Source organism: Elusimicrobiota bacterium, assembly GCA_028718185.1.
In the GTDB taxonomy this organism is placed as follows: domain Bacteria; phylum Elusimicrobiota; class UBA8919; order UBA8919; family UBA8919; genus JAQUMH01.
In genome coordinates this window covers 286,253-301,331 of the sequence record JAQUMH010000002.1, presented here as the reverse complement: position 1 = coordinate 301,331, position 15,079 = coordinate 286,253, and the positions used below count along the sequence as shown (strand labels likewise).

Below are 15,079 nucleotides of genomic sequence, written 5' to 3'. Positions count from 1 at the left end.
GTAAACGGCGGCCGTAACTATAACGGTCCTAAGGTAGCGAAATTCCTTGTCGGGTAAGTTCCGACCTGCACGAATGGCGTAACGATGGGGGCGCTGTCTCAACGATGAATTCGGCGAAATTGTGCTGTCAGTGAAGACGCTGACTGCCCGCAACAAGACGGAAAGACCCCGTGGAGCTTTACTGCAATTTAATCTTGAATTATGGGATTGTCTGCGTAGAATAGGTGGGACCCTTTGAAGTTTCGCTTTTGGGCGAGATGGAGGGGACAGTGAAATACCACCCTGATCATTCTGTGGTTCTAATTCTATGCCGTTTAACCGGCTGGGAGACAGGGTTTGATGGGCAGTTTAACTGGGGCGGTTTTCTCCTAAAATGTAACGGAGAAGTTCAAAGGTCACCTCAGCGCGAATAGAAATCGCGCATCGAGTGCAAGGGCATATGGTGGCTTGACTGCAAGACGTACATGTCGAGCAGATGCGAAAGCAGGACCTAGTGATCCGGCGGTTTGAAAGTGGAATTGCCGTCGCTCAACGAATAAAAGCTACCCCGGGGATAACAGGCTTATTTGGTCCAAGAGTCCATATCGACGACCAAGTTTGGCACCTCGATGTCGGATCACCCTATCCTGGGGCTGGAGTAGGTCCCAAGGGTTTGGCTGTTCGCCAATTAAAAGGGTACGTGATCTGGGTTCAGTACGTCGTGAGACAGTACGGTCCCTATCTGTTGCGGGTGATATGAAATTTGAAAGGATCTGATCATAGTACGAGAGGACCTGATTGGACGAACCTCTGGCGTACCAGTTGTCATGTCAATGGCATCGCTGGGTAACCAAGTCCGGATGGGATAAACGCTGAAAGCATCTAAGCGTGAAACCCGCCTTAAAACAAAATTTCACAACTTTCATGTTTTCGTAAGAAAACAGTGGGGGTAAGAAGGCCACTTGTAGACTACGAGTTTGATAGGCAGGAGGTGTAAGTATTGTAAAGTATTAAGCTGACCTGTACTAATAGGCCGTTCGACTTGACCATATTATTTGGTTAAATTAAGACAGTTTTAGAGTTTATAGAGTTATTGAGTTTTAGGGTTTTTAACCCTATGACCCTATAACGCTAAAACTTTATAACACAAATTTTCCCCGGTGGTGTTTCCGGTAGGGCAACACCTGTTCCCATTCCGAACACAGAAGTTAAGACTACCAGGGCTGATGGTACTTGCTGCTAATTCGCGGCTGGGAGAGTAAGTCGCTGCCGGGGGTTTTTTTAAAGACGATTAAAAAGATTGTAAAGATTGAAAGATTCAAAGATTATCAAATCTTTCTAATTTTTTAATTTTCAATCTTTTAATTGTCTTTGTAGTCAAAGACAGTGGGGTTCCGAGTCCCGAAGTGTGGATGAGGGATTAAATAAAAGCAAAGGCGTTCACGTGTTCATATGTTCATAAGTTAATACATCAACAAGTGAACACATCAACACATGAACGCAGTTATCTTTTTCCCCGCCGAGACATAAGGAAGTTATCTTCCCTGTCCGCCAATGAATAAGTGGCGGATTTGTTCTCGGGAAGATATTTTTTTCGAAAGGAATAGGTTTATATGATTAAAACCAAACAAGAAAAACAGGAATTTGTAAAATCATTTGAAAAAGACTTAAAAGATACTAAAAATTTTTGTTTTGTCAATTATCAGGGAATAACCGTAAAAGGTTTAGAGGATTTAAGGAAGAAACTTAGCGAGGTTGGTGCAACATTTCTTGTAATAAAAAATCGCCTTGTTTTAAAGGTACTTAAAAATCTTACATTAGATGGTTTTGACGAATATCTAAAAGGTCCTACTGCAATAGTGCTTGAAAAAGGAGACCTTGTAAAAACCATCAAACAACTCTCATCTTTTTCAAAAGCGAATAATCAATTTAAATTAAAAGCAGGTTATCTCGACAACAAGCTTATAACCATACAGGAAATTTCAAGAATTGCTTCGTTACCACCAAAGGAACAACTTATAGCATCTGTAGTTAACGGTATTTCGTCTCCCATGGTAAAAATGTTGAATGTCCTTTCCGGAACTACAAAGAAATTAGTTATTGTACTAAAACAAAGAGAACTAAAGTTACAAGAAAAAAAATAGAATTTTAGTGTAAATTAGGAGGTGTTTAAAATGGCAACAAACGGCAAAGATGAGATTTTAGATGCGATATCTAAAATGACTGTTCTTGAATTAGCGGATTTGGTAAAAGCACTTGAAGAAAAATTCGGTGTATCTGCTTCAAGTTTTGCGGCAGCTCCATCTGCAGCACAAGGTACTGGTGCGGCAGCAGAAGAAAAAACCGAATTTTCGGTAGTTCTTGTTTCTGCAGGAGCTCAGAAAATCAATGTTATTAAAGTAGTTCGTGAGCTGACAAGTCTTGGTTTAAAAGAAGCAAAAGATCTTGTTGAAGGAGCACCAAAGCCGGTTAAGGAAGGAATTCCAAAAGCACAGGCGGAAGAAATTAAGAAGAAGCTCGTAGATGTTGGTGCGACTGTAGAACTTAAATAAAAACTGTAGAAGCAGATAAACGCAGATTGTGGCGCAGATTTACGCAGAAGTTTTCTGCGTGTATCAGCGTAGTGTTCAGCGTTAATCAGCGAGGTATTTAATGAAAAGAGTTAGTTTTGCCAAGATTTCTGCGGTAATTGATTTGCCGGATTTAATTGATGTTCAGAAAAAATCATTTAGAGATTTTTTGCAAAGCGATGTTGAATTGGAAAAAAGAAAATTGACTGGTCTTCAGTCGGTTTTTTTTGATATTTTTCCTATAACATCTTCAAATGGTGAATTTTTTCTTGAATTTGTCTCCTATGAAATTGGTAAACCAAAATTCACAGAAGAAGAAGCATTACTTACCGATTCAAGTTATACCGCTCCTCTTAAAGCCACATTTCGTCTTTTATCAAAACAAGAAAAAGGTGCTCCAAAGGAGATATCCCAGCAGGATGTTTACATATGTGATTTGCCGTTGATGACAAGGAATGCGTCATATATAATAAATGGTGTTGAAAGAATAGTCGTCACTCAAATGCATCGTTCTCCGGGTGTTATTTTTGAAGAAGATGAAGAAACAAAAATATCTACGTATGGTAAACATCTTTATTTTGCAAAGATTATTCCTTATCGTGGTGCTTGGGTTGAATTTGAATTCGATGATAAAAATATTTTATGGGTAAGAATAGATAAAAAAAGAAAATTTTTAGCAACCACGCTTCTTCGGGCATGCGGTATTGAAAAAGATTCAGAGTTATTAAAAATATTTTATAAAAAGGAAACTATATCACTTGACGAAAAAGCAATAGGACGTATTGTTGCTGAAGATATCGTAGATACGAAAACCGGTGAAATTTTAGTAGAAGCAAACAAGAGAATAACTGAAGAATTTCTGGGTAAATTGCATCAGGCGGGGAAAATTAAAACACTACCGGTTATCATAACAAATATTTGCATAGATGAAGACACCTTTGTAAAAGACATGACAATTCATGAAACGCTTTTGCAGGATAAAAATAAAACTAAGCAAGAAGCAATAATGGATATTTACAGAAAGATTCGTGCGATGGAATTTATTAGTGATGATCAGGCAGTAAATTATTTTGAAAATCTTTTATTGAAAAATCCTAAAAAATATGATTTATCAAAAGTAGGAAGATATAAATTAAATAAGAAACTTAAAGTAATTTTTGATGAATTAAAATATGAAATGCCAAAAGAAACAAAAAAAACACTTACTGTTGAAGATATAGTATCGGTTGTTAAATATGTTTTGGATTTGAACAATGGCATTGAAAATAGAAGTACTGATGATATAGATCATTTGGGTAACCGTAGAATAAGGGCAGTTGGTGAGCTTTTGGAAAATCAAATGAGGATAGGGCTTGCCCATATGGTTCGTTTAACCCGTGAAAAAATGAATATGCAGGACCGTTCTCAGATTACTCCCCGTACTATATTAAATACTCAACCTGTAATAGGAATTGTAAGGAAATTTTTTGGCACCGGCCAGTTATCGCAATTTATGGACCAGATAAATCCATTAGCTGAACTTACCCACAAAAGGCGACTTTCAGCACTTGGTCCTGGTGGTCTTCATAGAAAAAGAGCCGGGTTTGAAGTCCGTGATATCCATCATTCGCATTATGGGAGAATTTGTCCCATTGAAACACCTGAAGGTCCTAATATCGGTTTAATAACATCAATAGCCTGTTATGCGAAAGTGAATGAATATGGACTTTTAGAGACTCCTTATAGAAAAGTAGAAAAAGGTAGAGTTACTGATAAAATTGAATATCTAACTGCGGATAAAGATGATGATTTCATAATTGCCCAGGCAAATTCTCCTGTTGATAAAACCGGAAAATTCACAACAAATTCCGTTTCTGCCAGGCATGCAAGTGATTTTATTTTTGTCAATCCTTCTGAACTTGATTATATGGATATTTCTCCTTTGCAGGTCGTTTCAACTTCTGCTGCACTTATACCTTTTCTTGAACATGATGATGCAAATCGTGCTTTGATGGGTTCAAATATGATGAGACAGGCAGTTCCGCTATTGATAACCGAACAGCCGGTAGTCGCAACAGGGATAGAGGATAAAATTGCAAGTGATTCCGGAGCAATTGTAGTTTGCAAAAGAAATGGACAAGTGTTAAGCGTTGATTCGAGACAGATAGCAATTCAGGATAAAGAAACTCAGGAAATAGATGTTTATAAATTAAGAAAATTTGAACGTTCAAATCAAGATACTTGCGTTAATCAAATGCCTATTGTAAGAAAAGGCGATACGGTTAAAAAGGGTCAAGCGATTGCTGATGGCGCATCTACAAAGAGTGGATCGCTTGCACTTGGCAGGAATGTTTTGGTTGCTTTTATGTCCTGGGAAGGTTATAACTACGAAGATGCAATTTTAGTATCTGAAAAATTGGTTAAAGAAGATATGTTTACTTCAGTTCATATCCAGGAATTTATAGTTGAAGCAAGAGATACAAAAATGGGTCCTGAAGAAATAACTAAGGATATACCTAATGTATCAAAGGATGCATTGTTAAATCTGGGTGATGACGGTATAATTTCAGTTGGCAGTATTGTGGAGCCGGGTGATATACTTGTTGGTAAAGTTGCTCCTAAAGGTGATCAACAAACAACTCCTGAAGAACGTCTATTACGGGTAATTTTTGGTAAGAAGGCGGAAGATGTTAAAGATGCTTCATTACGTGTGCCGCCTGGCGCATATGGCAAAGTAAGCGATGTTAAAATTTTTACAAGGAAGGAAAAACTTACTAAAGAAGAAACTAAAAAGCGGGTTAATGAAATTGAAGAAAAATATAAAACTGAATTAGAAAACGCTAAGAACGTTTTACAGGAAAGTGTAAAAGCAATTAATTCTTCAAAATTAAAAGCGAATGATAAAAAGATTGAGATAAACAAAGCTAAAGATTTATTCAAGAAGCGCCAGGTGGAAGTTAAAAAAGCAGAGAAATTCGAAAAGGAATCAATCAAAACCGGTGATGAACTTCCTATAAGCGTAAATAAAATAGTAAAAGTTTACATAGCAATGATAAGAAAACTTCAGGTTGGCGATAAGATTTCCGGACGTCATGGTAACAAAGGGGTAGTTGCGAAGATTCTTCCCGTGGAAGATATGCCTTACCTTCCGGATGGTACACCGGTTGATGCAGTTATTTCTCCTCTCTCTGTTCCTTCCCGAATGAACGTCGGCCAAATCCTTGAAATGATGCTAGGTTGGGCAGGGATAATGATATCGGCCCAGATGATTTGTCCGGTATTTGACAGCGCAACAGAGGACGAAGTTAAAGAACAGATCTCACTTGCAAAAAAACACTTGATTTCTAAAGGGGTAAAAGAAAAATATTTACCGGATGATAGTTGCCGTACTACTCTTTATGACGGCAGAACAGGTATTCCTTTTACTGAGAAGATTACAATAGGACATATGTATATTATGAAACTGGCGCATCTGGTTGACGATAAAATGCATGCTCGTTCTACAGGCCCGTATTCACTTATAACCCGACAGCCGTTAGGCGGTAAAGCACAGTTTGGCGGTCAGAGAATGGGAGAAATGGAAATATGGGCTATCGAAGGTTATGGTGCAGCATATACTTTACAGGAGTTTTTGACAATAAAAAGTGACGATGTCGTCGGCAGGACTAAAACATATGAAGCAATAATAAATGGCAAGCCAATAACACAAATGGGGGTGCCGGAATCATTTAAGGTTTTGGTAAAAGAACTTCAATCTTTATGTTTGAATATGGAATTGTTGAAAAAATAATAAGGTAATGAGAGAATAGGATTTATTATGGCGAAATTTTTTGATAAAAAACAGTTAAAGTTAGTCAAAGCAAAAAGAAAATCAGTGCCTCAATTAAATTATGCTGATTTTGACAAGATTAAAATTTCACTTGCTTCACCGGAAATTATTCATTCTTGGAGTTATGGTGAGGTTAGAAAGCCGGAGACGATTAATTACAGGACATTTAAACCCGAAAGAGACGGTCTTTTTTGTGAAAAAATATTCGGACCTGTTCATGATTGGGAATGTAATTGCGGGAAGTATAAATATATCAAACATAAAGGGGTAACTTGTGACCGTTGCGGGGTTGAAGTTACTGAATCAAAAGTCCGTCGTGAAAGAATGGGGCATATTGATCTTGCAACACCAATAGCCCATACATGGTTTTTAAGAAAAAATCCGTCCAAATTAGCTACCCTTTTAGACATGAAACTTTCCGATATAGAAAAAATCGTCTATTATGCAAGGTACGTTGTTATATCTGTTGAAAAGAATGAAGAAAAATTGCCAATTTATGAGAAGCAACTTATTACTGACGAGGAGTATCAAAAATTTAAAGGTGAAACATCTTTAAAATTTAAGGTTGGAATTGGCGCTTCTGCAATTTTAGATTTAATCAAGAACATAAATTTAGAAGACGAAGCAAAGAGTCTTCGTGCTGGTTTGAAGAAAGAAAGATCAGAAATAAATAAGGTGAAAATGGTAAAACGTTTGCGGCTCGTTGACGGGTTTTTTAAAGCGGGCATAAAACCCGAATGGATGATATTAACAGTTATACCGGTACTACCGCCGGATTTAAGGCCTCTAGTTCCTTTAGAAGGCGGAAGATTTGCTGCATCTGATTTGAATGATTTATATAGAAGAATAGTAAACCGGAATAACCGTCTTCGCCATCTTGAATCGTTAAAGTCACCAGAGCTAATGATACATAATGAAAAACGGCTTTTACAGGAATCAGTTGATTCTCTTATTGAGAATGGCGCTAAAGGTAAAGTAGTAACAGGCGCCGGTAGTCGTCCTCTAAAATCACTTTCAGATGTTATTAAGGGTAAAACTGGCCGTTTCCGTCAGAATCTTTTGGGTAAACGAGTTGATTATTCGGGTAGAAGCGTAATTGTTGTTGGTCCGGAATTAAAACTTAACCAATGCGGACTTCCAAAAGAAATGGCACTGGAATTATTTAAGCCGTACATTATAAGAGAAATTCTCAACAAAGGTCTTGTTTCATCCTTAAAAGCTGCAAAGAGGTTTCTTGAAAAACAAAGACCGGAAGTTTGGGATATATTAGAAAATATTACAAAAAATCATCCTGTTATGTTAAACAGGGCACCAACACTTCACCGTTTGGGAATCCAGGCATTTGAACCGGTTTTAATTGAAGGGCGAGCAATTAGATTACATCCGCTGACCTGCGCTGCTTTTAATGCTGATTTTGACGGTGACCAAATGGCTGTTCATATCCCCTTATCAGTAGAAGCGATAAAAGAAGTTAGGGAAAAGATTTTGTCAACTAACAACCTGCTTCTTCCTTCTAATGGCCGTCCTGTAGTATCGCCTTCTCAGGATATGGTAGTCGGTTGTGCGTATCTTACTAAATTAAAATCAAATGTACCGGGTGAGGGTAAGATTTTTTCCAGCAAAGAAGAAGTTATAACTGCATACCAAAATGAACAGGTTGATTTAAATGCCAAAATAAAGGTAAGTGGTATAAATAAAATACGCGAAGAAAAATTACAAAAATCGGAACAATCAAATCCGGAAAAATGGACTGATTATACAACGGTAGGTAGAGTTATCTTTAATAGTGTTCTTCCGAAAGAAATAGGTTTTATTAACAAAGCTATTGGGAAAAAAGACATTTCTAATATTGTTGAAACTAGTTTCAAGCAGTTAGGGAAGGATGTAACTGTATCGCTGTTGGATGATTTGAAGAAGTTGGGTTTTAAATACGTAACACTTTCAGGACTTTCAATTTCTTTAAATGATATTTTAGTACCTAGTGAGAAGGAACATATAATAAAAGAAGCAAGAAAGGAAGTTCGCGAAGTGGAAGGACAGTCGAAAAAAGGAATAATAACCAATCTTGAAAGATACAATCGAGTAATAGACATATGGACTCATGCTACTGATACAATATGTGATTTGATGTTTGAGAGAATGGCGGAACAGGAAAAATTACCTTATAAAAAAGATACGCCGAAATTTAACTCAATATTTATTATGGCAGATTCCGGTGCCAGAGGAAGCCGTGCACAAGTCAGGCAGCTTGGTGGAATGAGAGGATTAATGGCCAAACCTGCAAAACGTCTTACTGGTCAGATAGGAGAAATCATTGAGCAGCCGGTTGAATCAAATTTTAGGGAAGGGCTTACGGTTTTAGAATATTTTATATCTACACATGGAGGACGAAAAGGACTTGCTGATACAGCTCTAAAAACTTCAGAAGCAGGATATCTTACCCGTCGTCTTGTTGAGGTTGCCCATGATGTTGTAGTCACAGAAGAAGATTGCGGTACTATTAATAGTATAAAAGTTGGTGCTATAGTAGCTGGCGGGGAAGCAATAGAACCGTTATCAGAAAGAATAATTGGACGTTGTGCAGTAGATAATGTTGTAGGTGTTATACAAACACCGTCAGGAGAATATAAGGAAGAATTAATAATAGAAGAAAATAAGATAATAACTGCAGAGGCGGCTGAAAAAGTAAAGAAGGCCGGTATTGAAACTATAAGAATACGTTCTGTATTAACATGTGAAACAAAATATGGTGTTTGTGCTAAATGTTATGGACAGAATCTTGGCAGCGGCAAGATTGCAGAAGTAGGCGATGCTGTCGGTATTATCGCTGCGCAATCAATTGGAGAACCTGGCACACAGTTAACATTAAGAACATTTCACATCGGTGGTACTGCTTCCAGAATAATTAAAGTAGCCAGCATTGTAAGTGAAAAAGATGCAACAGTTAAATTTTACAATTTAAGGACTATAAAGAATCGTTCAGGAAAAATAATCGTGGTCTCAAGAAATGCCGAGGTGCAATTAGTTTCAGGACGAGAAAAGAAAAGCTATAAACTTCCTCATGGTTCAGAAATACAGTTTGTTTCTGAAAAAAGAGTTCCCAAAGGTACAGTTGTTGCTGAGTGGGATCCTTACACGCTTCCGATTATTACAGAATATTCCGGTAAGGCTCGTCTACATGACGTTGCGGAAGGTTTAACTATGCATGAGATTGAAGATAAAATTAGCAATCAGAAAGAAAGAATTATTGCAGAATATCGCGGTGCAAAAATGAATCCGCAGATTGTTATTAACGATTCATCAAAAAAAGTTGCTTCATATCCGCTTCCCGTTGGTACCCACATTGTTGTTTTTAATGAACAACCGGTAGAAGTTGGTGATGTTATTGCAAAAATTCCTAGAGAATATACAAAGAGTAAAGATATTACAGGCGGTCTTCCAAGAGTTGCAGAGCTTTTTGATGCAAGAAAACCCAAGAATGCAGCTATTATTTCCGAACTTGAAGGTGTTGTAAAAGTGGGAACCGAGAAAGGTACTACCGTTGTTACGATTGAAAGCGATAGCAGTATGAAACGTCAATATATGATTAGTCAAGGTAAACATCTTATTGTTTATGACGGTGATAGAGTATCAGTTGGAGAGCCGTTAACGGATGGCTCTATAAACCCGCACGATATACTTGATGTTTTAGGAGTTAAAGGAGTACAAGAACACCTCGTTAATGAAATACAAGAAGTGTATCGTTTGCAAGGTGTGTCAATAAATGATAAGCATATTGAAGTGATTGTAAGGCAAATGCTTTTGCATTTAAAAATAGAAAAAGCAGGTGATAGTGAATTCCTTGCCGGTGAAATAATAAATAAATTTGATTTTGATGCTATGAATAAAAAGGTTAAATCGAAAGATGGCGAATCAGCAGAGGCAAAGTCTATACTTCTGGGAATAACGCGTTCCGCACTCTCTTCAAAATCATTTATTTCAGCTGCATCATTTCAGGAAACACCGAGAATATTAGTGGATGCTGCTGTCAGAGGTGCTATCGATAATCTTACAGGTCTTAAGGAAAATGTTATAATAGGACATTTGATACCAGCTGGAACAGGTATTAAAAAATAAAAATACTTGACAAATTTTAATAATTTTATATAATATAAAACCTTGTATAAAATATTTAAGAAGCAGCAAAATAAAATATGCCAACAATAAATCAATTAGTTAAAAAAGGAAGAGTAACATTAAAACGGAAGAGTAAAACTCCGGCGATAGCAGGAGCTCCTCAACGCAGAGGAGTATGCACAAGGGTTTATACGACAACTCCTAAAAAACCAAATTCTGCACTAAGAAAAGTTGCAAGGGTTAAACTATCATCTGGTTTTGAGGTTACTGCTTATATTCCTGGAATCGGGCATAATCTTCAAGAGCACTCAATAGTTTTGGTAAGAGGCGGTAGGGTTAAGGATTTACCTGGTGTTAGGTATCATATAATAAGAGGAACCCTGGATACTACTGGAGTTAGTGGTAGAAATCAAGGACGTTCTAAATACGGTACTAAGAAACCAAAAGAAGGAGCAGTAAAAGCCGCACCTGCTGCACCAGCTGCACCAACAGCACCGGCAGCGTAGAAAAAAGAAAGGCGTTCTTAAGTTCTGTAGTTCTAAAGAACATTAAGAACACGAGAACATAAGAACATAGGAACTGAATTTAATATGCCAAGAAAACCAAGAAAAATAGAAAAAAAACCGACTAAAATAGATTATAAATATAACAATATTGTTGTTGCAAGAATAGTTAATGATATGCTTAAGAGCGGAAAACGTTCTCATGCTGAATCGATATTTTACGGTGCTATGGATATAATCAAAGAAAAGACAAAACAGGAACCGATAACAGTTTTAGATAAAGCAATAAAAAATATAAGACCGCTTTTAGAAGTAAAACCTCGTCGTGTAGGCGGTGCAACATATCAGATTCCAATTGAAGTGAAAAGTGCACGGGGAATCGCTTTGGCAGTACGATGGCTTTTAATGTATGCAAGGCAGAGAAAAGGAAGACCGATGGATGAGCGGTTAGCAACTGAGATAATGGAAGCTGCAAATAATACGGGTAGCGCGGTAAAAAAGCGTGAAGATACCCACAAAATGGCAGAAGCCAATAAGGCATTTGCTCATTATAAGTGGTAACCGCTCACAAGCAAATTTTTTTGAGACACTCGTTAGAACTCGTTCTGCAATTTGCTCCTGGAACAAAAAAGTCGCAAATTGAGGCTCTTAAAAAATTTCTTGCTCGCTTGCGATTAGAGAAAATCTTATGGCGACAGTTTTAGTTGAAAAAAAAGTTATTAGAAACAATAATAAAATGGCTGATATATCAACGATTAGAAATATAGGAATTATTGCACATATTGATGCTGGTAAGACAACTACTACAGAGCGGTTGCTCTTTTATAGTGGTAAAATTTACCGTATCGGAAATGTTGATGAAGGTACTACAACAATGGATTGGATGGAGCAGGAACAGGAGAGAGGTATAACAATAACATCTGCTGCTACCACCTTTTCGTGGCGTAATCACCAGGTAAATGTGATTGACACACCCGGGCATGTTGATTTTACGGCTGAAGTTGAAAGGTCTTTGAGAGTACTTGATGGTGCTGTTGTTGTTTTTTGTGGTGTTGGCGGCGTTCAACCGCAATCAGAAACAGTGTGGCATCAAGCAGACAAATATAAAATTCCGCGAGTTACGTTCATAAATAAACTGGACAGAACAGGTGCAAATTTTTTTAACGTGGTTGAACAGATGTCAAAAAAACTCCACGCTCACCCGGTGTTGCTTCAAATTCCAATTGGTAATGAAAGTGAATTTAAGGGTATTGTTGATTTAATCAAAATGAAAGCATTTCAATACATTGATGAACTTGGAACAAAATTAGAAGAAATCGAAATTCCAGCCAACTTAGTTCCGGTTGTTAATAAATACAGAGAAAAATTGATTGAGGCGGCTTCCGATGCTGATGAAAATATTTATAGTAAATATGTCAAAGGAATTAATGAATTTACGAGTGAAGAAATAATAAAAGCTATAAGAAATCTTACAATTTCTAATAAAATAGTGCCGGTACTAGCAGGGTCTTCGCTTAAAAATAAGGGGATTCAATTTTTGTTGGATGCTATTATTGATTATCTTCCTTCGCCGGTAGATATTCCTCCTATTGCAGGTATTGAGCCTCAGACGAAAGAAGTAATTCAAAGAAAAACAGATGAAACTGAACCCGTTACGGCGATTGCTTACAAAATTCAAACTGATCCCTTTGTAGGGCGGCTTACTTATATAAGAGTATATTCGGGAAAAATACAGAGAGGACACTCTATTTATAATTCCACCAGGGATTATCGTGAACGGATTTCAAAACTTGTAAGAGTTCACGCCGATCAAAGAGAAGAGGTTGAAGAAGTTTCGTGTGGCGATATAGTCGGTGTTGTAGGATTAAAGAAGACATTTACAGGCGATACGCTTTGTGATGAAAAGAAACCTATCGTTCTTGAAAATATAAAATTTCCACAACCGGTTATATGGCTTGCAATTGAACCAAAAACTAAATCTGATGAAGAAAAACTTTCAAAATCACTTTCGAAACTTTCCGAAGAAGACCCAACGTTTAAGTTGAAGATAGATGACCAGACCGGACAGACAATAATTTCCGGTATGGGTGAACTTCATCTTGAAGTTCTTGTTGAAAGAATGAAAAGGGAGTTTGGTGTAGTTGCAAATATTGGTAAACCACATGTTGCTTATAAAGAAACAATTGCAAAATCAGCTGAGGTAGCAGGAAAGTTTATTCGTCAAACTGGCGGACATGGGCAGTATGGTCATGTTGTTCTTTTAGCTGAACCAAATAAAAAAGGAAGCGGTTTTGAATTTATAAATGATATAAGAGAAGGGCGTATTCCTCGTGAATACTTCTCTTCGATAGAAGATGGAATTATCTCTGCACTTGAATCAGGTCCTATTGGTGGTTTCCCTGTAGTTGATATAAAAGTAACGCTTCTGGATGGTTCATATCACGAAGTTGATTCTTCTGATATTGCCTTTAAGATGGCAGCTTCAATTGCTACTAAGGATGCATTATCCAAAGCAAGTCCTGTTTTATTAGAACCAATAATGAAATTGGAAGTTATTACTCCTGACGATTATTTAGGAGATATTCTCGGTGATATAAATTCACGGCGTGGAAAAATTGAAAATATGAAAACTAGTAAAAAAGTTCATACTATTGAGGGATGTGTTCCCCTTGGAGCTATGTTCGGTTATTCTTCGTCACTTCGTTCTTTAAGTCAGGGAAGGGCAACATATTCAATGGAACCGGCATATTATGAGCAGGTTTCAGAGAAACTTGCTAAAGAAATATTAGGAACAGCATAAAAACAGTAGTGAGGTGTTAGTAGATAGGAGTGAGAAAAATCCCAAGCCCCTAACTACTTAAACCTATCTACTAATTCTATGGAGGGTAAGTATGGCTAAGCAAAAATTTGAGAGGAAGAAATTACATGTGAATGTAGGAACAATAGGGCATGTTGATCATGGCAAAACGCTTTTGACATCAGCAATCACAAAAGTGTTGGAAGGTAAAGGGTTATCAAAGTATATTAATTATGATCAAGTCGCTAAAGCGTCAGAATCGCAGGGCAGACGTGATGAAACCAAAATTTTAACCATTGCTATTAGTCATGTTGAATATGAAACGGCAAAACGTCACTATGCACATATTGACTGTCCGGGTCACGCTGACTATGTGAAAAATATGATTACTGGTGCTGCTCAAATGGACGGTGCTATTCTTGTTGTTTCAGCAGCTGATGGTCCAATGCCGCAAACTCGCGAACATATTCTTCTTGCTAGGCAGGTTAATGTACCTTACATAGTTGTTTATCTTAACAAAGTTGATATAGTTACCGATACTGAACTTGTTGATTTGGTTGAGTTAGAAATTAGAGAACTTTTGAATAAGTATCAGTTTCCCGGCGACAAGACACCTATTATAAGAGGAAGTGCTTTAAAAGCAATACAAGGTGACCAAAGCGAAATTGGTGAACCGTCAATATGGAAATTAATGGATGCGATTGATGCTACTATTCCGGATCCCAAGAGAGATGTAGATAAGCCGTTTTTAATGAGTGTTGAAGATGTGTTTACTATTACTGGACGTGGAACTGTTGCAACGGGAAGAATTGAAAAGGGAAAAGTAAGAACAGGTGATGCTGTTGAGATAGTTGGAATTCAGGAGACCAGAAAATCAGTTGCGACAAGTGTAGAAATGTTCAGGAAAATACTTGATGAAGCACAGGCTGGAGATAATGTCGGTGTGCTTTTAAGAGGAGTAGAAAAAGAGCAGATAGAACGTGGTCAGGTTATTGCTGCTCCCGGCAGTATTACACCTCATAAAAAATTCAGAGGGCAGGTATATATTTTGACAAAGGATGAAGGTGGAAGACATACACCGTTTTTCAATGGGTATCGTCCTCAATTTTACTTTAGAACAACAGATGTTACCGGAATAGTAAATTTACCAAAAGGAGTAGAAATGGTAATGCCAGGTGATAATGTTGAAGTGGTTGGAGAATTGATTACCCCTATCGCAATGGAAAAAGAACTGAGATTCGCTATTAGAGAGGGTGGTCACACTGTCGGATCCGGTGTTGTTAGTGAAATAATAGAGTAAACAAAT

At 37.4% G+C, this 15,079-nt stretch carries 8 protein-coding genes and 2 rRNA genes; all 10 read left to right on the top strand.

Annotated features, from left to right (window positions below; genetic code table 11):
- Positions 1-1,029, top strand: a 23S ribosomal RNA gene (locus tag PHE88_05980); the annotation flags it as partial.
- Between the two features lie 106 nt (positions 1,030-1,135).
- Positions 1,136-1,254: ribosomal RNA gene (gene rrf, locus PHE88_05975) — 5S ribosomal RNA — on the top strand.
- Positions 1,255-1,592: 338 nt separating this feature from the next.
- Positions 1,593-2,123 carry a 50S ribosomal protein L10 gene (gene rplJ / locus PHE88_05970; GenBank protein MDD5687359.1) on the top strand — a complete coding sequence of 177 codons (531 nt, stop codon included), beginning with the start codon at positions 1,593-1,595 and terminating at the stop codon, positions 2,121-2,123.
- A 30-nt stretch (positions 2,124-2,153) separates the two neighbouring features.
- Entirely contained in the window at positions 2,154-2,531 is a 378-nt protein-coding gene (rplL, locus tag PHE88_05965; protein MDD5687358.1) for a 50S ribosomal protein L7/L12, read from the top strand.
- Between the two features lie 100 nt (positions 2,532-2,631).
- Positions 2,632-6,318, top strand: a complete 3,687-nt coding sequence (rpoB, locus tag PHE88_05960) for a DNA-directed RNA polymerase subunit beta (protein ID MDD5687357.1) — start codon at positions 2,632-2,634, stop codon at positions 6,316-6,318.
- 27 nt (positions 6,319-6,345) lie between these two features.
- Positions 6,346-10,473 carry a DNA-directed RNA polymerase subunit beta' gene (rpoC, locus tag PHE88_05955; protein MDD5687356.1) on the top strand — a complete coding sequence of 1,376 codons (4,128 nt, stop codon included), beginning with the start codon at positions 6,346-6,348 and terminating at the stop codon, positions 10,471-10,473.
- A 77-nt stretch (positions 10,474-10,550) separates the two neighbouring features.
- Positions 10,551-10,979, top strand: a complete 429-nt coding sequence (rpsL, locus tag PHE88_05950) for a 30S ribosomal protein S12 (GenBank protein MDD5687355.1) — start codon at positions 10,551-10,553, stop codon at positions 10,977-10,979.
- A gap of 84 nt (positions 10,980-11,063) precedes the next feature.
- Positions 11,064-11,537, top strand: a complete 474-nt coding sequence (gene rpsG / locus PHE88_05945; GenBank protein MDD5687354.1) for a 30S ribosomal protein S7 — start codon at positions 11,064-11,066, stop codon at positions 11,535-11,537.
- A gap of 175 nt (positions 11,538-11,712) precedes the next feature.
- Positions 11,713-13,776, top strand: a complete 2,064-nt coding sequence (gene fusA / locus PHE88_05940) for an elongation factor G (protein MDD5687353.1) — start codon at positions 11,713-11,715, stop codon at positions 13,774-13,776.
- A gap of 91 nt (positions 13,777-13,867) precedes the next feature.
- On the top strand, positions 13,868-15,073 hold the full coding sequence (gene tuf / locus PHE88_05935; protein MDD5687352.1) for an elongation factor Tu: 1,206 nt from the start codon (positions 13,868-13,870) through the stop codon (positions 15,071-15,073).
- Positions 15,074-15,079 lie beyond the last annotated feature (6 nt).